The 20,402-nt window shown below is 70.7% G+C and carries 16 protein-coding genes; 7 read left to right on the top strand and 9 right to left on the bottom strand.

What is annotated here, in order from left to right:
* Positions 1–244: 244 nt before the first annotated feature.
* On the top strand, positions 245–3,904 hold the full coding sequence (locus AB0F11_RS16670) for a DEAD/DEAH box helicase family protein (RefSeq protein WP_362173702.1): 3,660 nt from the start codon (positions 245–247) through the stop codon (positions 3,902–3,904).
* A gap of 622 nt (positions 3,905–4,526) precedes the next feature.
* On the opposite strand, the gene AB0F11_RS16665 is transcribed toward AB0F11_RS16670, so the two are convergent.
* The 6 genes from AB0F11_RS16665 to AB0F11_RS16640 all read right to left on the bottom strand — a co-directional run bounded on the left by AB0F11_RS16665 (position 4,527) and on the right by AB0F11_RS16640 (position 9,627).
* Positions 4,527–5,816, bottom strand: a complete 1,290-nt coding sequence (locus AB0F11_RS16665; RefSeq protein ID WP_362173500.1) for a hypothetical protein — start codon at positions 5,814–5,816, stop codon at positions 4,527–4,529.
* A 788-nt stretch (positions 5,817–6,604) separates the two neighbouring features.
* On the bottom strand, positions 6,605–7,234 hold the full coding sequence (locus tag AB0F11_RS16660) for a DUF6000 family protein (protein ID WP_362173497.1): 630 nt from the start codon (positions 7,232–7,234) through the stop codon (positions 6,605–6,607).
* Between the two features lie 131 nt (positions 7,235–7,365).
* The gene (locus AB0F11_RS16655) at positions 7,366–7,980 is read right to left on the bottom strand and encodes an antibiotic biosynthesis monooxygenase (RefSeq protein WP_362173494.1); all 615 of its coding nucleotides are present in this window, start codon (positions 7,978–7,980) and stop codon (positions 7,366–7,368) included.
* A 71-nt stretch (positions 7,981–8,051) separates the two neighbouring features.
* Positions 8,052–8,228: a hypothetical protein gene (locus AB0F11_RS16650; RefSeq protein ID WP_362173491.1), complete on the bottom strand. Its 177-nt coding sequence runs from the start codon at positions 8,226–8,228 to the stop codon at positions 8,052–8,054.
* A gap of 77 nt (positions 8,229–8,305) precedes the next feature.
* Complete coding sequence (locus AB0F11_RS16645) at positions 8,306–9,055, bottom strand: zf-HC2 domain-containing protein (RefSeq protein WP_362173489.1); 750 nt, start codon at positions 9,053–9,055, stop codon at positions 8,306–8,308.
* Positions 9,052–9,627, bottom strand: a complete 576-nt coding sequence (locus tag AB0F11_RS16640; RefSeq protein WP_362173486.1) for a sigma-70 family RNA polymerase sigma factor — start codon at positions 9,625–9,627, stop codon at positions 9,052–9,054. Before AB0F11_RS16640 ends, AB0F11_RS16645 begins: the two co-directional genes overlap by 4 nt.
* Before the next feature lie 117 nt (positions 9,628–9,744).
* Between AB0F11_RS16640 and AB0F11_RS16635 the strand changes: the two genes are divergently transcribed.
* Together AB0F11_RS16635 and AB0F11_RS16630 are read left to right on the top strand one after the other, a co-directional pair.
* The gene (locus AB0F11_RS16635; protein ID WP_362173483.1) at positions 9,745–10,203 is read left to right on the top strand and encodes a copper-binding protein; all 459 of its coding nucleotides are present in this window, start codon (positions 9,745–9,747) and stop codon (positions 10,201–10,203) included.
* Positions 10,204–10,341: 138 nt separating this feature from the next.
* A complete protein-coding gene (locus AB0F11_RS16630; RefSeq protein WP_362173480.1) occupies positions 10,342–12,543 on the top strand; it encodes a DEAD/DEAH box helicase in 2,202 nt (733 codons plus the stop codon).
* A 37-nt stretch (positions 12,544–12,580) separates the two neighbouring features.
* Here the strand turns inward: AB0F11_RS16630 and AB0F11_RS16625 are convergent, their stop codons facing one another.
* Positions 12,581–13,633, bottom strand: coding sequence for a superoxide dismutase (locus AB0F11_RS16625; protein WP_362173477.1), 1,053 nt, complete (start codon positions 13,631–13,633; stop codon positions 12,581–12,583).
* Between the two features lie 79 nt (positions 13,634–13,712).
* Between AB0F11_RS16625 and AB0F11_RS16620 the strand changes: the two genes are divergently transcribed.
* The 4 genes from AB0F11_RS16620 (at position 13,713) to AB0F11_RS16605 (ending at position 17,667) form a co-directional block, all read left to right on the top strand.
* A complete protein-coding gene (locus AB0F11_RS16620) occupies positions 13,713–14,150 on the top strand; it encodes a MarR family transcriptional regulator (protein ID WP_362173474.1) in 438 nt (145 codons plus the stop codon).
* A gap of 151 nt (positions 14,151–14,301) precedes the next feature.
* Complete coding sequence (locus AB0F11_RS16615) at positions 14,302–15,597, top strand: alpha/beta hydrolase-fold protein (RefSeq protein ID WP_362173471.1); 1,296 nt, start codon at positions 14,302–14,304, stop codon at positions 15,595–15,597.
* A gap of 229 nt (positions 15,598–15,826) precedes the next feature.
* A complete protein-coding gene (locus AB0F11_RS16610; protein ID WP_362173467.1) occupies positions 15,827–16,873 on the top strand; it encodes an alpha/beta hydrolase-fold protein in 1,047 nt (348 codons plus the stop codon).
* Complete coding sequence (locus AB0F11_RS16605; RefSeq protein WP_362173465.1) at positions 16,870–17,667, top strand: trypsin-like peptidase domain-containing protein; 798 nt, start codon at positions 16,870–16,872, stop codon at positions 17,665–17,667. The genes AB0F11_RS16610 and AB0F11_RS16605 overlap by 4 nt, the downstream gene beginning before the upstream one ends.
* A 24-nt stretch (positions 17,668–17,691) precedes the next feature.
* Here AB0F11_RS16605 and AB0F11_RS16600 read toward each other — a convergent pair whose 3' ends face one another.
* Both AB0F11_RS16600 and AB0F11_RS16595 read right to left on the bottom strand, forming a co-directional pair.
* Positions 17,692–18,501, bottom strand: coding sequence for an isocitrate lyase/phosphoenolpyruvate mutase family protein (locus AB0F11_RS16600; RefSeq protein ID WP_362173462.1), 810 nt, complete (start codon positions 18,499–18,501; stop codon positions 17,692–17,694).
* A 642-nt stretch (positions 18,502–19,143) separates the two neighbouring features.
* Positions 19,144–20,256, bottom strand: a complete 1,113-nt coding sequence (locus tag AB0F11_RS16595) for a pyridoxal-phosphate dependent enzyme (RefSeq protein WP_362173459.1) — start codon at positions 20,254–20,256, stop codon at positions 19,144–19,146.
* Positions 20,257–20,402 lie beyond the last annotated feature (146 nt).

Below are 20,402 nucleotides of genomic sequence, written 5' to 3'. Positions count from 1 at the left end.
TTGCAGCCCCGGTCTAGCTCACGACACCGGCGTCAAGACGGGACACCGCACTACCACCCGGCCGCACCCTTACGGGCAAGGGGAGTCCTAGGGCCGCCGCCGGGCATGCCGTAACACGTGAGCCGCGATCGGTCGACTGGTAGGCCAAGTCGTACGCGCGGATGGTGGGGGTGCCGGACCAATCACGGCCCGCCCCCAGTCCGAGCAGAATCGTCAACAGGGGAGAGGGGCGCAGCAAGTGACCATGCGCAGCAACGCGAACGAAGAGAACTCGGGCAGCGGCAGTGACGGGGCCGGGGAGCAAGGCTCTACGCCCCCCAAGCCCTACGACCCGCGTCAGGGCCGTCCAGCTAGCCAGCCCCCCTCTGCTGCCCCTGACTCCCGCGACCGTGCCGCTTCCCAGGCCGCCGTCCCCGTCTCCAACTTCGACTTCCTCAAGACCTCCTGGCCGGCCTTCTACCAAGAGGCCCGCCAGGCCGAGCGCTTCGCCCACGCCGATCCCCGCGCCTCCTGCTTCTACTCCCGCCGGGCGCTCGAACTCGCCGTCCACTGGATGTACGACAACGACACGTCCAGCCTCCGCGAGCCGTACAGCAAGGACCTTGCCGCCCACCTCCATGACGCCAGCTTCAAGAGGCTCGTCGGCCCAGCCGTGGCGACGAAGATGGACCTAGTGCGTCGCCTCGGCAATGCCGCCGTGCACAGGTCTGCGCCCGTCCTGCCCGCCACCGCGCTCTCCGCGCTTCGCGAGCTGTTCCACTCCCTCTACTGGGTGGCCCGCACCTACGCCGTCCGTCCCGAGGTTCGGCCGGCCTCGGCGCTCGACTTCGACACGGGCGTCGTGCCCCGGCCACTCTCCCCGCAAGCACGCCTGAAGAAGCAGGCAGAACTGAAAGCGGAGGCGGAGGCGGATGCCCGCCGCTACAAGAAGCAGGCCGAGGAGCTGAAGCAGGCACTCGCCGAGAACGCCGCTCGCGCCCGCGAGATTGCCGAGCTGCGGGCCGAGATCGAGGCCGCCAAGCAGGCCAACTCCCAGATCCAGGACACCCACGACTACGACGAGCAGTCCACCCGCGACGCCTTCATCGACCTCCTCCTCAAGGAGGCTGGTTGGACCGTCGGTGCCACCGACTGCACCATCGAGCATGCCATCACCGGCATGCAGACTGCCTCCGGCAATGGTCGTGTCGACTACGTCCTGTGGAGCGACGACGGCAAGCCCCTCGCCGTCGTCGAGGCCAAGCGCACTCGCCGGGACCCCCGCGACGGCCAGCAGCAGGCCAAGCTCTATGCCGATGCCCTTGAGGCCGCGTACAACCGCCGCCCGGTGATCTTCTTCACCAACGGTTACGAGACCTACATCTGGGACGACTGGAACGAGAACCCGAGCAGCGGCTACCCGCCCCGCCAGATCTCCGGGTTCCTCACCAAAGAACAGCTCCTCTGGCGCATCCAGCAGCGTGCCCTGCGCCGCTCCCTGTCCACGTACCCCACCGACCCGAACATCGCTGGCCGTCCGTACCAGCTCCGCGCCATCAAGCGCGTTGGCGAGACGTACGATCGTGAGCGCATGCGTCAGGCACTCCTTGTTATGGCCACCGGCACCGGCAAGACCCGTACCACCGTCGCCCTGGTCGATCAGCTCTCCAAGGCAGGGTGGGTCAAGAACGTCCTCTTCCTCGCCGACCGTGAGGCCCTCGTCATCCAAGCGATGAAGGCGTTCAAGGAACACCTGCCCAACACGCCCGTCGCCAGCCTCCTGGACGACAAGAACGCCTCCGCCCGAGTCTTCGTCTCCACCTACCAGACGATGATGAAGCAGATCGACGTTACCGACTCGGGAGGCCGCCGCCGCTTCAGTTCCGGACACTTCGATCTGATCGTCATCGACGAGGCCCACCGCTCCGTCTACGCCAAGTACGGCGAGATCTTCAACTACTTCGATTCGCTCCTCCTAGGTCTCACCGCCACCCCGAAGGACGAGATCGACCGGAACACATACAAGCTGTTCCAGCTGGAGGACGGAGTCCCCACCGATTCCTACGGTCTGGACGAGGCCGTAGCCGACGGCTACCTCGTACCGCCGCGCGCCGTGAAGGTACCCCTGAAGATCATGGAGCACGGCATTCGGTACGCGGAGCTCTCCGAGGAGGAGAGGGCCGAGTGGGACGCCAAGGAATGGACCGAGGACGGCCAGGTCCCTGATGCCATCGGCCGTAACGACATCAACAAGTACGTCTTCAACGAGGACACCGTCGACAAGATGTTGGAGGTTTTGGTCACCGAGGGGCACCGTGTGCAGGGTGGCGACCGTCTCGGCAAGACCATCATCTTCGCGAAGAGCAACGAGCACGCCCGGTTCATAGAGGCACGCTATAACGCCAACTACCCCCAGGGTGCCGGTCACACCGCCCGTGTGATCACTTACAAGGAGACTTACCGACAGAGCCTCATCGAGGACTTCTCCAATGCAGCCAAGGAACCGGACATTGTCATTTCAGTCGACATGCTGGACACCGGCATCGACGTACCCGAGGTCGTCAACCTCGTCTTCGCTAAAGCAGTTTTCTCCAGGACCAAGTTCTGGCAGATGATCGGTCGAGGCACCCGCCTACGCCCGGCTCTCTTCGGCCCGGACGAGACCGAACCCGAGCACGCCAAGAAGAACTTCCGGGTCTTCGACTTCTGCGGCAACATCGACTTCTTCAACAGCGAGATCGCCGGCAACGAAGGCCGCCAGACGGTTTCCCTCACCGAGCGGCTCCTCGCTACCCAGCTCGACCTGCTGCGCAGCCTGGACCGCCGCATCCAGCCCGACCCCGCCCGCGACGGCGGCGCCGACGACATCGGTACCGAGCACGCCGTCCGCTGGGCCCTCGCCCACCGCCTGAACGGCGTGATCAACGGCATGAGCCCGGACAACTTCCTGGTCCGCCCGCACCGCCGCGCCGTAGAGGTCTACGCCGACTTCACCGCCTGGTACCGCATCGACGACGACGCCGAGGCCGAGATCCGCGAGAAGCTGATCAAGCTGCCCAGTACATACGACCCGGACGCGGACGACCGACGCGAGGACGCCAAGCGCTTCGATCTCATCGCCTTCCGGCTTCAACTCGCGGCTCTAGAGGGTGGCAAGGAGTACGACAAGCTCCGCATGAAGATCATGGAGATCGCGGACGACCTACTCGGCAAGGTCAACATCCCGGCCGTGAGTGACCAGGTTGACCTCCTCGAAGCCCTTGCCAGCGACGAGTGGTGGCAGGACGCGACCCTTCCGATGCTGGAGGACATGCGCCGTAGGGTCCGAAGTCTCGCTGGCCTTGTCGACGACAAGGCCAAGCGGAAGATCGTTTACACCGACTTCGAGGATGAACTCGGTGAGATCACTGAGGCCGAGCTGCGGGGCCTGCCGGTTGGCACCGACGAGCAGCGCTTTCGCCAGAAGGCCCGTGCCTACCTGCTACGCCACGATGACCACCCGTCCGTGCGCAAACTCCGCCACGCCCAGCAGATCACCGTCGCGGACCTGACTGCCTTGGAGGAGATCTTCCTCAGCGAAGGCATCGCCTCGCAGGAGGACCTGGACGTGGTACGCGAAGGCGCCGGCCTCGGGCTTTTCGTACGCGGCCTGTGCGGCTTGGACCCGCAGGCCGCACAGCAGGCGTTTGCCGGCTTCATTGGAGAGCGTCAGCTCACTGCCGCTCAGATCGACTTCGTCAAACTGATCATCGATGTAGTGGTTCGACGGGGCTTCCTAGACAACAAGGACCTGTACGAAGGTCCCTTCCTCGACCGAGCCCCGGGTGGCCCCGACGACCTTTTTGAAGACGAGGAGATCGATGACCTCTTCATTGTCTTCATGAATCTGCGCCGAACCGCTCAACCCTCGGCTTTGGCGGCCTAGAGAACGCAGCAGTTCTGGTAGTGCCTGGGGCCGCTGGTCGCCGGAAGGGCGGCCCCGGGCGCTGATCGGTTGGGCAAGGACTCCGCCGCAGGCCGGGTTCCTGTATGAACGTTCCGCTGAAACGTGGCAATCACGCGGGTCGGTAGGGGGCGAATTCGCCTAGAATTGGCCGCCTGCAGCTTCTGCTTGCTGCCCTGCAAGGAAGAAGGTCAAAGGGTCTGTCAATCCCAGGGCAGGCCACTTGATGGCTCTACCGAGGGCTGGGTAGCGATTGGTATTAGAGCGTCCAAGATGCGGCCGTGGGTGGGCCGAGAGATATCGAGAGCCGGGCGACAGTCGAGGGCGGCAACGGGAGAGGCCGTTTCCGTCAAGGGGCGAGCTGGATGGTTCGGACGCTTCGCGGTGGGTGTGGTGGGTGTGGAGAGCGGCAAGAAGGGTGCGCATTTGCAGCGATCCCGCGTGCGGCGCCATGTCTTGTCGGTCTGGCCGAGGAGGGGCTCGATCGCCGAGTCGTCGGTGAGTCGACCCGCCGCAACTAATGGCGCCGTCTAGGGTTTATCTCCACGATCGTATGTAAGGTCGGGAACCAGATTCCGCCATTTTCCCGCCGGGCAAAGCTCATTTACCACGAGATGCGCCGGTTCCCAGGAGCTATGGAGCTTCCGTGGATACCGACCGCTACGGACCCCGGGCCGTCGGGTGAAAGGGCGCGGAGGACCAAGTCGATGACGTAGTCGCTGCTGGCACCTCGCGTACCAAGCCATCCGTCCTTGAGGAGAGTGGCGAACGTGGTGTTGTTCAGATACCTAGGCACATCCCCTTCCCGGAGGCGCCTGCCGCCGCGAGTACCTCGAGCGAGCGGGCTGTCGATCAGTGCCTTGAAGTGAGGGCGGGTGAGGTACATGCCGGGGATGAGCGCAGTTGAGCTCATGACGAAGGGCTCGTTCCGGCACAGTTTGACCATGCTAGGAGCAGTGACGAGCCGAGGGTCCAAGCCGTCGTCGAGCTGTTCGCACTCCTTGTCCACAATCGCCATGCGCTCCAGCTCGCGCTCCGCGGTCGCGTCGTACCGGTATGTCCACAGGCCTGCCTCCTTACGCATCCGCTTGTACTGAACTGTGGTGACACTTCCGGTGAACTCATTTACGTAGATCATGTCCACCCCGGTGACAGTCTCTACGTTGTGGCGGTTGGCGTTGTACACGAAGAGCCGATGGCCAGACGGTCCGCTGCTGCGACGGTAGATGCGCCACCCAACCTCGATTGCGTCCATGCCTGTCATCCCCGGAAAGCGGTGGTAGTCGTGCACGATCTGTTGGTCCTCGATCTGTCGGAGATCGGGTAGCCCCGAGAGAAAGGGAACAGAGCGGGTCTCCAGGACTTCGGGCGTAACAGGAGACTGCCACGACTCAACCACGTCACGCTCCATGCCCGCGGCCTCGAGCAGCATTCCCACAGCATCCTTCTCGAGGTTCAGTTTCTCGCCGACGGCGCCTGTTGGAGGGTGCATGCCCAGTGACTGCTCCAGACTGGAAAGCGTCGAGGCCAGCTCGGGCCGTAGCTGACGCACGCATTCCAGCAGCCGTTGGCCAGCTACTTCCGACATGCGGCCGTCGTCCCGCAGGAAGCGACGACTTGCTCCCATCGGCATCTCAAGATCCGCGAGTGGGAGCGGCCGAGTTAGTGGGGTGAAATCTCTGGTGAGCAAGGAGCGCTCGTAGGTCCCTGATCGTCGCCCTGGGAAAGCGCCACCGACGCCGATGATAGTGCGCTTGTTGAAGTCGGGGTCCCGGTTGGTGAAGAGGGTCAGACACCACCCTCGGGGCTTTCGCCACTCTTTGTACGGGTATGCGAAGCTCCGTTCGTCCCGCTGAAGCCAGCGTGGTGGGGGTTCCGGGAGGCGCTGCAGCATGAGGGTAGTGCAGTGGACTAGCGCGACGGATGCCACGAGAATCTCCCTACGATGAAGCAGTTCGACATGGTCATTCTCAGGTAAGTCTGGGCACGGTGTGCCCTGTTGATCAACGATGTGACGCTGGCGGTTTGTGAAGTGCAGTAGCGGAGGGAGCTGGCCGGCGTTGTCCAGTCGTACAGTCGGTCGGCACGGCCTCCGCCACGGCCGGCGAGCGAGCTGAAGGGGCACGGTGCCCTGCTGTTTGGCCCTCGAAATCGAGCCCTGGAGGTCGGCATGGGTGTCGGCTGGCCGGGCCCGTCTACGAGGCAACGCCAAGTACAGGCCTCGTAGCCTGCGGCACTTCTTCGCGCCTGCTACCTTGGCCAACGGTGTGTCGATCCACGAGGTCTCACGCTGGCTGGGGCACCGCTCGGTCAGGATAACCGTCGACATCTAGGGGTAGCTGCCCATCGCCTCGGGCCGTTGCCGGGGCGGTGCTGCAGTGTGTCAAGCGGCCCGTATCCCGGACGCGACGTCCCTACTGGTAGAGGAAGGCGAGCGAAGCGCCGGCGCCCAAGCTGAGAAGGGCTACGACAGCCGTCTCGCCTGCGTGGTGCTGGGATAGAACGCCCGTGCTGGGATGCCCCCTGCAAAACCCGCGCTTTCGCAGGTGGGAGCCTGCACTGCAGGTTCCGCTTCAACCTCTGACCCCACCGACAAAAGGCCGCCTGACCCCGCACTGCAGCGGGCCGGGCGGCCTTTGTTGTCCGCGGAGTGGTGCATGAGTCCGGCGCGCGGGGGAGCGGCTATGGGCGGGACCAGCCGTTGGCGAAGTTGCATTGGGCGTCGGTCCAGCGGTGCAGTTCGCCAGGGGTGTCGCTGGGGTAGCCGAGGCGCCCCATGCCCTTGACCCAGTGGTCCCAGAGGCCGTCGGCTTCCGTGAAGCGGTCGGCGTGGCGGGTGCCGAGGCGGGCGTCGAGGCGGAGGAGGGCGCCCAGGGCAGCGGGCTGGTCGTAGTACAGGTCGGTGCGGGGGAGGTAGCGGTCGAGGTAGGCGGTGAGGATCTCGGCGTCCGCGTGCGTGCCGAAGCGGGCCAGGGCGAAGCAGTAGGCGCCGCCGGAGTAGCAGACCTCGCTGGCCAGGAGCAGGTCGCCGATGCGTGTCCGGAACCGTTCGCGGCGGTCGACGCCGATCAGCCAGCCGGCGGTGAGGCGCGATCGCCATTCGTAGCCGAGGAGGGCTTCCAGTTCCTCGTCGGTGATCGCGGCGGCGTCATCGAGCAGGTGCCGCGTGAAGCGAGTGGTGTGCCGCCACCGGGGGCTGAGGAAGCGCCCGCTGTTCAGTACGAGGTAGCGCGGGAGGCCCCCGTACATCCTCGACACGTAGCTCTCGACCACATGGCCGTAGCCGATTTCCTCGGGGTGCCGGGACGGCATCCGTCAGCTCTCGGGGTGCAGGTCGGTATTGCCCGCCAGCGTCTCTACTTCCTTGGGCAGCGGCTGCGTCATGCGCCCAAGTATGGCGTCCCGTCGTGCCCCTCGCGGCGTGCTATCCGTACTGACAGTGGTCAGGCGTGGGGGACCGCCGTGGCGACGAGGACGTCGAATTCCTCGAGGCTGGTGGTGTGCGCGGTGGCCTTGCCCGTGGTTGCTCCGCGGACCGCGGCCACGGCGCCGCGGGAGGCTGCGAGGGCGTCTCGGTCGGTGTAGAGCGCGCCGACGGCGGCTCGGCCCCGGGCGCGGTCGATGAGCAGGGAGATGCCGGCCAGGCCGGGGACCTGCTGGAGCCTGGGCAGTGCGGTGTTGCGGAACGTCTCCACCAGCAGGTCGATGCCGGACGGCTCGACGTCCATGCGGACCAGCCGGAATCCCGCGCCGGGCCCGAGGTCCTCCGCGCGCCGGGCGACCGGCGCCTCCCAGTTGTCGACCGTCATGGTCTGTGCGAAGGACGCCAGCATCTCGGTCCGCCGCGTGCTCAGCGCCTCGTAGCTGGCCTGCCGGGAGGCCTCGTCGTCCCACCACGACCCCACCAGGAGCTTGCCGAGCTCGCGGTCGACGAACAGCCCCATCCCGCGAAAGCCCGGCTGCGCGGTGAGCAGTTCGCGCCCCTCGGTCCGCAGGGCCTCGGCGACCCCGTCGAGCTCGGCCGGATCACCCGTTGCATAGATGCTGCGTACGTACATGGGGTCCTCTCCTGGTGTGCGGCGTGCGCGGCGACGCGCCCGCCGTGGGGGGCGGGCGCGTCGGGGGTGCGTCAGAACGTGGCGCGCGGGGGCTTCTGCTGGCCCGGGCGGTCCTCCTCCATGTCCATGTCCATGTCGTCGGTCATGCGGGAGGGGTCCTTCGAGCGGTCCTTGGCCTCCTGCATCTTCTTCTTCGAGTCCTGCTTGAGCTGGGAGGCCTTGTCCTGCGGGGACTGCTTGCGTGCCATGGGTGTTTCGCTCCTCGTTGAGGGGGAGTGGGCGTCATCATGCTGGCACCGGGGCGTCGCTCCCGCATGTCGAAGCGCTACGCAGAGTGAGGGTGGGCCCCGAAGGTCGCCGTGGCCAGGAGCGTGCCGGTCGGGGTCAGGACGCGGGCGCTCGCCAGGGCGGGGGAGACCGTGGCCGGGGCGGCCCAGTAGCCGTAGCCGTCCTCGAGGGGGAAGCTGCCGAGCGGCTTGGTGGTGCCGTCGGTGTACGTGAGGACGCAGCGGGCCCGGTCCGGCGCGGCCGGTCCCTCGTCCAGGTCCAGGACCATGTAGATCCAGCCCCGCCCGCCCCCGCCCGGGTGGGCGAACACGCGGCCCGCCGCCCGGCCGTCCGGGGTACGCAGGGGGGCCTCCAGCAGCGGCGCCGCCGTCGTCGTGGCCGTGGTGGCGGGTGGGGCCCCGATGAGCGCGGTGCCCGCCGCCCAGCCGCCGAAGGCGCAGGCCGCCGCCAGGGCCGCGGCCGCGAGGGCCAGGCGCAGGCGCCGCCGGTCGGGGCGGTGCCGCAGGCGCGGTGCGGTACGGCTCTCGAAGCCCAGCGGGGGTTCCGTACCCGGCAGGAGCGCGAGCAGGCCGTCGCCGATCGGGGTCAGCCGCTCGACGCGGACCCGGCAGTCGGGGCAGTGGTCCAGGTGGGCGAGGGCGCGGGCGCGCTCCCGGCCGGGGAGGATGCCCAGCGCCAGCTCGGCGTCGAGGAGTCGCACCTGCTCGCACATCATGGCGCTCCCGCTCCCGCTTCCGCTCCCGGTGCCGCTTCCGGTGCCGGTTCCGGATCCGATGCCGTCCGTCATCGCCGGCCTCCTCCATCCGCCGCCTCCAGCCCGGCGCGCAGCTTGTGCATCGCCGTCCTGATCCGCGTCTTGGCCGTGCCCAGCGGGATCTGCTCGAACCCGGCGATCTGCTGCGCGGTCATCCCGTAGATCCCCGCCATCACCAGGGCCCGGCCCTGCTCCCGCGGCAGCGCCGCCAGCGCCGTCCGGATCCCCGCGGACGCCTCGGAGGCCAGCGCGTGCTGCTCCGGGGTGTCCGTCACGATGTCGAGCAGCGCGTCCAGGTCCTCCGGGGCCAGCGGGGTGGTCCGGCGCGCCCGGACCGCGTCGATGGCCAGGTTGTGCGCGATGGCCGTCAGCCACGTACGCACCGACCCGCGCCGGGAGTCGTACACCTGGGCATGGCGCCAGGCCCGCTCGAACGTCTGCTGCGCCACGTCCTCGGCGAGCTGCGGATCGCCCACGACCGCCACGGCCACCCCGAACACCGCCCGCTGGAACCGGCGTACGAACGCGACGGCGATCTCCTGGTCACCCGTCGCCAGCCCGGCCAGCAGCGCCTCGTCCGAGGCCCGCCCGAGCGGAAGGCCCATCCTCTGCACATCAGGGGATACGGGCCGGCGGCGCCCCCGGATTGCCCCACACACCTCCAGTGTGCTCGTCCCCGCCCTCCCGCCCATCCCTCCGGGGCCCTCGCACGTAGTGCATGCATGAGGAGCGAGAGACGTACGAGAAGCAGAGCCGGTGCGGCGCTCGGCGGCGTCGTGCTCGCCGCCGCTGCCGCCGCCTGTGGCGGCGGCACCGGCGGCGGTACGGCCGCCGCGCCCCCGCCCGCCCCGCCCGTCCGGAGCAGCGGCACGACCGCGGCCGCGGTCAGCGCCGACCTGAGCGACTTCCGCATCGAGCTGTCGCGGAAGGCCTTCACGGCGGGCGCCTACACCTTCACCGTCAACAACACCGGCCACCACGACCACGCCCTCGAAATCGAGGGCCCCGGCGGCGAGCAGCGCTCGCCGACCCTCGAACCCGGGCAGCACGCCACGTTCTCCGTCACCCTGAAGGAAGGCAGGTACGAGGTCTACTGCCCCGTCGACGGGCACGCGGACCTCGGGATGAAGACCGGGATCACGGTGGGCGCCACCCCGTCCGGTAGCGCCGTCGGCGGTTAGGGCCTGTCCGGCGGATCAGGGGTCCGGCGGATCAGGGTCGGACAGGCCCCGACCGCCGACGGCCGCCTTCCCCGCACCCCGCGGTAGGTTGCGTCCAGCCGGTACCGCCGGCCGGGAGCAGTCGAGGAGTGAGGGGCCATGCGGCTCAGGGCGTCCGAAGTGATCGGCGCGGGCGAGCGGCTGCACGCGGCGGCGCGGGCGCTGCTCGACGACCACCGGCGGGCCGTCGACGGGGTCCGCGACGCCTGGGCCCCGCTCCACGCCGCCTTGGCGCGGGCCGAGCTGAGCCGGATCCCGACCGCCCGCCTCAAGGACGTCACCGAGGGCCGGCTGCGGGTCGCCGTCATCGAGGCCGCCGGCTTCGACACCGTGCAGAAGGTGCTCGACGCCGGCCCCCACCGGCTCCGCCGGCTCCCCGGCGTCGGCCGGCAGACCGCCGACCAGGCGCTCGCCGCGGCCCGGCAGCTCGCCGAGGCCGTCGGCGAGACCGTCGCCGTCCACCTCGACGTCGACCGGCCCGAGCCCGGGACCACGGCCCTGGTCATCGCGCTGCACCTGCTCGTCGAGGCCGGCCCCGACGCCCGCCGGGCCGTCGCCGCCGCCGCGGAGCTCGACGCCGGGCTCGGACCGCTCCTCGCCGACGCGGCCCCCGCCGCCGGCCGACTCGGCCGGCTGCGGCTGCTGGGCCTGCGCTGGGCCGGCCGCGAGCGCCGGGAACGCCGGGAGCGGGTGCTGGCGGCCGTCGCCGGGATCGGCCGGCTCACGCGGGAGGCCGAGCGGGAGGGGACGGGGCTGCTGCTCGGGCAGGCATCGGTCGACCTGCTGCGCGGTCCCGCCGACGAGGCGGCGGCCTGGGTCGACTTCTGCCTGCGCTCCGCCGAGTACCACGGGCTGCTCACGGAGGTCGCCGAGCAGGCCGGCGGCGGCCCCGACCCGGCCGCCGCCGAGGGATTCCTGCCCGACGCGGTGGCCGCACGCGTCCGCGCACAACTCCTCGACACCGCCCACCTGCGCGTCCCGCTGCGCGGCTACCAGGCGTTCGGCGCCCGCTTCGCCCTCGCCCAGCGGCGGGTGGTCCTCGGCGACGAGATGGGCCTCGGCAAGACCGTCCAGGCGATCGCCGCCCTCGCGCACCTCGCCGCGCGGGGGGAGGGCCGCTTCCTCGTCGTCTGCCCGGCCGGGGTCCTGATCAACTGGATCCGCGAGCTGGAGGCCCGCAGCAGCCTGCGGGCCGTCCTCCTGCACGGCCCCGGCCGGCACGACGCGTACGCGGACTGGTGCCGGCGCGGCGGCGTCGCCGTCACCACCTTCCAGGCCCTGGCCGGCTTCCCGCGGCCCGCCCTGGGCGGGCCGGCGATGCTCGTGGTCGACGAGGCGCACCACGTCAAGAACCCGCAGACCCGCCGCAGTGCGGCCGTCGCCGACTGGGCGGGCCGCTGCCCGTACGTCCTCTTCCTCACCGGCACGCCGATGGAGAACCGGGTCACCGAGTTCCGCAGCCTCGTACGGATCCTGCGCCCCGAGGCCGACTCCGGGATCGGGGACGTCGACGCCGCCGTCGGCCCGTCCGCGTTCCGGGAGGCGGTGGCGCCCGCGTACCTGCGGCGCAACCAGCGCGACGTCCTCGCCGAACTCCCCGCCCTGCAGTGGACCGACGAGTGGGAGGAGCTCGGCGCGGGCGACCGGGAGGCCTACCGGGCCGCCGTCCGGGACGGCAACTTCATGGCCATGCGGCGGGCGGCGTACGCCCGGCCTGAGAAGTCGGCGAAGCTGCGGCGGCTGCGCGAACTGGTCGCGGACGCCGCCGCGAACGGGCTGAAGGTGGTGGTCTTCTCCTCCTTCCGGGAGGTGCTGGGCGCCGTCGAGGACGCGCTCGTATGCCGCCCGCCCGGGGGCGGCCCCGCCCCGCTCTTCGGCCCGCTCTGCGGGAGCGTGCCGGCCGCGCAACGCCAGCGGATCGTCGACGGCTTCGCCGCCGCGGCCGGGCACGCGGTGCTGCTCGCGCAGATCGAGGCCGGCGGGACCGGGCTGAACCTCCAGGCCGCGTCCGTGGTGATCCTGTGCGAGCCGCAGCTCAAGCCGACCACGGAACAGCAGGCGGTCGCCCGCGCCCACCGGATGGGGCAGGTGCGTGCCGTACGGGTGCACCGGCTGCTGGCCACCGAAGGGGTGGACCAGCGGCTGCTGGAGGTGCTGGAGCGCAAGTCGCGGCTGTTCGACGCGTACGCCAGGCGCAGCGCGGTCGCGGAGTCGGCGCCCGAGGCGGTCGACGTCTCGGACACCTCGCTGGCCCGGCGCATCGTCGAGGAGGAGCAGGAGCGGCTCGGCGCGGCCCGCTGAGCAGCCGCCGCTGCCCCCGGGCTGCCCCGGGCTGCGCTTACAGGCCCCGAACCGCCGCGACCGTGAACGTGCCCGGGGTGCCCGGGCCCATCGGGCCGCCCTTGTCGAACTGGGAGCGGACGACCAGCGTCCGGCCGGCGCTGTGGCTGAGGGTGGTCGGGATCTGCAGCGACGGGTCCGTGATCGTACGGACCAGGCGGGCCCGGGTGCCGTCGTGGCTCACGCGCCACCGGGTCAGGGTGTTGGTGGTGTTGTGGGCCACCCGCAGGCTGCCGTCGGGCGCGAGGTCGAGCCCGTCGGCGTGCGTGAGGTCGCCGCCGCCGAGGTCGACGCGGGACAGGGCCCCGGTGCGCAGGTCGATGCGGTGCAGGTCGCCCGCGGTCATGTCCACGGTGAGCAGGTACCGCCCGGCCGGGTCCGCGGTGATGCCGTTGAGGCTGATGGTGCGGCCCGGGTACGGGGTGAGCCGGCCGCTGAGGTCGTACGCCGCCCTCAGCTCTCCGGATCCCGCGGCCAGCTGAGCGGGGGTGACGCGGTAGACCACGGCCCGGAAGCTGTCCGTCAGGTACGCGGTGCCGTCGGGGGTGAAGGCGAGGTCGTTGATGAAGCGGGGGTCGCCCCCGGCGACCTCGAAGTGGGCCAGGCGGGCCCCGGAGGCGGTGTCGTACACGGCGACGCCGGTGGTGGAGTCGGTCACCCACAGGCGGCCGTGGGGGTCGACGCGCAGACCGTTCGCGGTGTGCCGGCCGTCGGTGCCGGAGGGCAGGAACACCTCGGCGGCGGAGCGGCCGGGCAGGGCCCGGTAGACGGTGCCGTCGGCGTACGAGCCGACGTACACGGCATGGGTGCGGGGGTCGGTGGCTATGCCTTCGGGGTAGACCTTCTCGCCGGGGAGGGTGAAGGCGGTGGATATCCGCGCGTCGGTGACGGCTTGGGCGGCCTGAGCGGCCTGCTGGGGCTGTGCGGTCTGTGTCGTCTGGGCGGCCTGCGCCGCCGGGAGCGCGGTCAGGGTCAGCGCGGTGGTCAGGGCCAGGAGCGCGGCGGGCAGCAGCAGCCTGGACGTGCCCGGCTCGGACTTCTTCTTCGGCACGGCGTGTGTCCTCTTCCTTGTGGGTGAACAAGAACATAAGTTAGAGCTCTAATGCCCGCAAGGGAACTAGGATGCCGGGATGACGTCCATGCCTCCCGAGGAGCGCATCGGCGCGCACATCAAGCGCGCCGAGCAGGCGCTCCTCGCGGCGAAGAACACCGCGGTCAAGCCGGGTGCAGTAACGGTTCCGCAGTACGCCGCCCTGCTCTGGCTCGCCGAGAAGCCGGGGATCTCCGCCGCCGCTCTGGCCCGCCTGTGCGGGGTGACCCCGCCGACCATGAACACCGTCCTGAAGAACCTCCAGGAGCGCGGTTTCATCGAGCGCACCCCGCACGAGTGGCACCGCAACGTGCTGGAGACCCGGCTCACCGACGAGGGCCGCGCTGCCATGGAGCTGGCCGACGAGGGCGCCGTGCGGGTGGAGCGGGCGCTCGCCGCCGCGTTCACGGACGAGGAGCGGGAGCTGCTGGTCAGGCTGCTGGGGCGGTGCGCCGAGGTGCTCGACGCCCAGAGGTGAAGTCCCGCGTACGGGTTCCCGACACATGGGATTCGGATCGTGTTTTTGCCGGATTTTGGAACTGACCGTGGGATTCGCACATCAGAACCAGGGGGATGCCCAGCCGTTCTGTCCCGTTCAGGGACAGGCATGACCACTCGGAGCGAAGTCCGTGCACCAGTACCCGCAGCGCCAGCGGCCCGATGACCAGCCACACCCGTCGCACCGGCAGGGCCCGTACGAGGACCAGCCGCCGCAGCCGCCGCAGCAGGCGCCGCAGGGGTACCCGCCGCAGTACGGTGACGGGCCCGGCCGGCCGTACGAGGACCCCTACGGCCAGCAGCCACCGCCCCGCCACGAGCCCGCCGAGCCGCACGAGCCCGTACGGCCGCCGAAGCCCAAGCGCTCGCGCCGCGCGATATGGATCAGCGGGACCCTCGCCCTGGTGCTGCTGCTCGCGGGCGGCGGCTTCGCCGCCTGGAAGCTGGAGTGGTTCTCCGGCAACGGCGACGCCGTGACCTTCGGCAAGAACCAGCCGCCCGCCGCCAAGGACACCGGCGGCCAGGGGTCCGCCGCGCCGCAGACCCCGGCCAAGCCCACCGGCGATCCGGACGTGCAGCTGCCCACCGGCCCCAAGGCCGACTTCAAGCAGTTCGCCAAGCTCGACGACGGGACGGTCATCGCCAAGACCCGCCTCGCGGGCCCGAAGTCCGGCTTCGAGGGCGACGTGTGGGTGTGGGCGCCCAAGGAGTACGACGACCCGAAGTACGCCAAGAGCGGCTTCCCGGTGCTGATCTCCCTGCCCGGCGGCAACGGCTACCCGACCAACTACTGGGCCGACCGAAGCCTCGGCCTGCAGAAGGCCATCAGCGAGGGCGTCAAGGCCGGCACCAGCCTCCCGTACATCGTGATCATGCCGGTGCTGAACCCCGACAACAAGTACTACTACGACGGCTCCGACATCCCCGGCCAGCCCAAGATGGGCACCTGGATCGCCGAGGACATCCCGGACTTCACCCGGGCCAACTTCCGTACCTACAAGTCCCGTGACGGCTGGGCCTTCATGGGCTCCTCCTCCGGCGCCTTCGTCGGCATGAAGACCCTCCTGCAGTACCCGGACCGGTTCAAGGCCGTGATCGCCAGCGGCGGCGAGCTCGTCCCCGACTCCCCGCTGTGGAAGGGCCACCAGGCGGAGATGGACGCGAACAACCCGGAGAAGCTCGCCAAGAAGCTGATCGAGAAGAACGAGCCCGAGGTCTACATCAACTTCCAGGTCGGCACGAAGGAGACCGGCAAGGACGCGATGCTCAAGTTCCAGCAGCAGTACGGCAAGGGACCCGTCAAGACGACCATCCGCGACATCCAGAACGGCGAGCACAACGGCTGGCACTACGTCCGGGGCATGAAGGAAGGCTCCCTGGAGTGGATCAGCAAGGTGCTCAAGGCTCCGAAGCCCGAAACCGGCTGACCTGCACCGACGCACGGAGCCGGGGGCGGGCGCGGCAGGCGCTGCCCGCGCATCACGTCACACCCGTCCCAGGCAACCCTCCCGGTCGTTGAACGCTCTGTAAAGGGTGTAAGGGGGACCGATCGGTCCGAACCGCGCCCCGCAGTGGGCGCCGGAGAGGGAACGGGACAAATCCGTGCAGCATGACCAGCTTCAGGGTGACGGCCGCCTCGCGGCCGAGGAAGGCCCCGTGACCACGGGCCCCCGCCGCCCCAAGCGCCTGCGCAGGCTTCTGATCGGAGGCGGGCTCGCCTTCGCGCTGGCCGCCGGGGGCGCGGCGGCGTACGCATCCGGGATCTTCTCCGACATAGGGGATCCCACGTCCTTCGGGAAGGTGGAGGAGTCGGCGGCGGCCGAGGACGTCCGGCCAGGCGTGAGCATGCCCACCGGCCCCAAGGCCGCCTTCGTCCGGACGTACCGGATGCCCGACGGCACCCAGATCGCCCGTACGACGCTGAAGGGCCCGAAGTCGGGCTTCACCGGCGACGTGTGGGTGTGGGTGCCCAAGGAGTACGACGACCCGCGCTACGCCAAGAGCGCGTTCCCGGTCCTGATCTCCCTGCCCGGCGGCCGCGGCTACCCCAAGAACTACTGGGGCACCGGCCCCGGCCTCGGCTTGGAGCAGGCCGTGATCGACGGGGCGAAGGCGGGCAAGAGCCTGCCGTTCATCCTCGTCATGCCGGTGATCAACGCGGACACCAAGCACCACTTCGACGGCTCCGACATCCCCGGGCAGCCCAAGATGGGCACCTGGATGGCCGATGACGTCCCGGATTTCACCCGGGCCAATTTCCGCACCTTCACCTCCCGCGACGGGTGGGCCTTCATGGGCTCCTCCTCGGGCGGCTTCGGCGCGTTCAAACACGTCCTGAAGCACCCCGACCGCTTCAAGGCGGCCATCGCCAGCGGGGTCGACATCGTCCCCGACTCCCCGCTGTGGAAGGGGAACACGCAGGCCATGGACGAGAACAACCCCGAGAAGCTCGCCGAGAAGCTGATCGCCGCCGGCGGCCCGGACGTGTACATCAACTTCCAGATCGGCACCGCGGAGGGCGGCCGCGACAAGACCGAGAAGTTCATGCAGGAGTACGGGAAGGGCCCCGTGCACACCCGGCTGCAGGTGATCCAGGATGGTGAGCACAACGGAAAGTCGTATGTGCGTGGCATGAGGGAGGGCTCCCTGGAGTGGATCAGCAAGGTGATGTCGCCACCGACCCCCGATCCCGGCGTGCGATGAACGCCGTGGCGAAGGGGGCCTCCGCCGCGGCCGCCGCCGGTGTGGCGGCCGTCCTCGCCGTCGCCTTCGTCAGGGCGACGGACGAGGACGCCGGCGCGGTGCACCCCTTCCCCGGTGTCGGCGTGCTCATGGCGAACGGCGAGCACTGGTGCACGGCGAGCGTCGTCGACAGCCCGCAGGGCAACGTCGTCGCCACCGCCGCGCACTGCGTGGCCCCGGCGGGCGAGAACGGCGAACCCGGCGAGGTCGCGCACGACGGGCGGCAGATCGGCGAGCTGTCCTTCGCGCCGGCCTTCTCCGGAGCGGGCGCGGGCCGCCGGCCGCTCGGGGTGTGGAAGGTGCGCGCGGTCCACGTGGACGAGCGCTGGACGAAGTGGGGCGAGGACACCGCCGACTTCGCCTTCCTCAGCATCGAGCCCGACGAGGACGGGCGCACCGTCCAGCAGGCGGTCGGCGGCGCCGCGGAGGTGCCCCTGCCCGACTGGACCTCCGGGTACGAGCGGGAGGTGACGGTGGTCGGCTATCCGGAGTCCGACCGCAACCCGCAGAACAAGCCCGTCTCCTGCACCACCCAGACCTCCCACGACCAGGACGACCCGGCCATGCTGTACATCAGCTGCGCCGGGTTCTGGACGGGCACCAGCGGCAGCCCCTGGATCGCCGACCGGGGCGGGCCGGGCAGCCCGGGTCACCTGATCGGCGTACTGAGCGGCGGCGACACGGACGTGGACTCCACGGCCGCGCTGTTCGACGAGCGGGCGAGGGCGCTGTACGAGGAGGCGGCGCGGGACTGAGGCCGCGCCGCCGCTTGAGGTTGTCTAGTTTTGGAGGAGGGCGTTGGCGGTCCCGTACGGGAGGCCGTCGGGCAGGTTGGTGTACGTGCCGCCGCTCACCAGCTCCTCAGCAGCCCGGCGCACCACGTCGTACGCGGCGGACGCGACCCAGGAGCCGAGGCTCACGCGGGCCGCGCCGAGCGCGCCGAACTCGGCGACCGAGGGGGCGCCCGGGTGGGCCAGGACGTTGAGGGGCGCGTCGATGCCCTTGGCGAGCTCCGCGACGGTGGCGGCGTCGGTGACGCCGGGCACGAAGATGCCGGAGGCGCCGGCGCGGAGGTAGGCGGCGGCGCGGGCGAGCGTCTCGTCGAGGCGGCCTGCGGGCTCGCCGAGCCCGAAGAGGTAGGTGTCGATCCGGGCGTTGATGTAGAGCGGGATCCCGGCGGCATCGGCTGCGGCGCGGGCGGCGGCCACGCGGTCGGCGAGGTCGGCGGGGGCGCGGGTGCCGTCCTCGATGTTGATGCCGACCGCGCCGGCGGCGAGGACCGCGGCGACGGTCTCGCCGACCTCGGCGGCGGTGGTGCCGAAGCCGCCCTCGATGTCGGCGGTGACGGGGACGGAGACGGCGCCGGCCACACGGGCGATGAGGTCGAGCGCGCGGTCGCGGGCCAGGGAGTCCCCGTCGGGGGCGCCGAGGGACCAGGCGACGCCGGCGCTGGTGGTGGCGACGGCCGGTGCGCCGGCGGCCTCCACGAGGCGGGCGCTGACCACGTCCCAGGCGTTGGCCAGGGCGAGGGGGCGGGCGGGGGTGTGCAGCGCGGCAAACCGCCGCGCCAGCTCAACTTGGCTGCTCATGCCCCCACTTCACCAGACAGGGCCGCCCCCGGTCCGGCGGTTTTCCGACATCTACGCCCTGACCCTGGCGGTATGCGACCCGCCTTGGCGGTGGCCCCGTCCGCTGCGCGGAGCCGTTCCCCTCCCCGCCCCTCCCCGCCCCTTCTCCCCCAGCTACCGCTGGGAGGTGCCCCCAGAAACCGGGACCTGCGGCCCCGGCCCCCGCCGCGCGCCCGGGCTCCGCCGGGCACCCCGTTCCGGCCGCTCCGCGCCCGGGGCGCTCAATCGCCGCGCGGGCTGGATGTGCCGCCGCTCGCGCAGCGTTCGAGGTCGAGGTCCGGGCGACCCCGGCTCCCGCCGGCTACCCGGGCTCCGCCGGGCACCCCGTTCCGGCCGCTCCGCGCCCGGGGCGCTCAATCGCCGCGCGGGCTGGATGTGCCGCCCCGGTCCCCGGCCTGCTGCCCACGACGGAGCCGGCCAATCCCCGCCGCCTCATCAGGACGGGGGCCGGGCAAATTCAGCCTCGCCGGCGATTGAGGCGCGGGGTCTGGGGCGGAGCCCCAGCAAGCCCGGGCGCAGCCCCTCGCGCAGAGGGAGCCAGGGGCCGGCACGTCCAACCCCGCCGGCGATTGAGGCGCGGGCGTGGGGGCGGTGCCCCGGGAGTCAGGGGGTCAGGCCCGATTTGAGGCCCGCCCCGCAGAGGGGGATGACTGCGGTGCGGCCCTGGAGGGGGTTGGCCGGCGAGAGGGGGCCGACCGCGGCCCAGCACGCGGCAGCCGTCGGCTCGACGAACAGGCCCCGCCCGGCAAGGTCCCGCTGGGCGGCGCGCAGCGCATCGTCCGGGACGGTCAGGAACGCGCCGCCGGACTTCCGTACGGCGGCCAGGATCTGCCGGGCCCGCGGCGGCGCCGGGATCGCGATCCCCTCGGCCAGGGTCGGCCGCTGCTCCACCGGCTCCGCATCCTCCGCCCCGGCGGCGAACGCCGCGGCCAGCGGCGAGACCGCCTCCGCCTGGACCGCGATCAGCGCCGGCGGCCGCACCCCGCGCCGGGCCAGCTCCTCCACCGCCAGGGCCGCCCCCAGCAGCAGGGTGCCGTTGCCGACGGGGAGGACCAGGGCCTCCGGGAGCCGGCCGCCCAGCTCCTCCCACACCTCGTACACGTACGTCTTGGTGCCGTGCAGGAAGTACGGGTTGAAGACGTGGCTGGCGTAGAAGACCCCTGGCAGATCCGCCTCGGCCCGCGCCGCCACCGCGGTGGCCTCGCGACCGCCGGGGACCGGGCGGACGGCCGCGCCGTGGGCCCGGATCTGTTCCGTCTTCTTCTCCGAGGTGCCCTCGGGCACGAAAATTTCACAATTCAGTCCGGCCCGCGCACAGTAGGCGGCGACAGCCGTCCCCGCGTTGCCGCTGCTGTCGGCGATCACCCGCTCCGGCCCCAGCCGCCGGGCCACCTCCGCGAGCATGACGGCGCCCCGGTCCTTGAACGACAGCGTCGGCATCAGGAAGTCGAGCTTGGCGTGAATCCGCTCCCCGAGCGGGACGAGCGGGGTGTTGCCCTCGGACAGGGTGACGGCGAACGCCCCCGGCAGCGGCAGTGCGGAACCGTATCGCCAGAGCGAGTTCGGCCCGGAGCCCGGGTCCAGAGCACTGGCCGGATCCGGGGTGAAGTCGAGGTCCCACGGACCGCCGCACACCGGGCAGCACCACGGCGCGGTCCGGGCGTCGGCGCGCGTGCCGTCGTCGGGGCAGACGTAACCGGGTAGTGCGTGCGTCATGTGCGGAGCACCTTTGCTCGTTCATGGCCGTTGTATGGCACGGATGTTACGCGTTCGCCGTCCCCTTGTGGGATGCCGAAGGGCTGGGTCAACCTTTCGTTCCAGCGGGCCCCGGCAGGCCGTCCAGTAGATTGGCATGCGCATGC

The sequence above is a fragment of the Streptomyces sp. NPDC032472 genome (assembly GCF_040636955.1).
Classification (GTDB): domain Bacteria; phylum Actinomycetota; class Actinomycetes; order Streptomycetales; family Streptomycetaceae; genus Streptomyces.
This window is presented reverse-complemented; position numbering and strand designations above follow the sequence as displayed.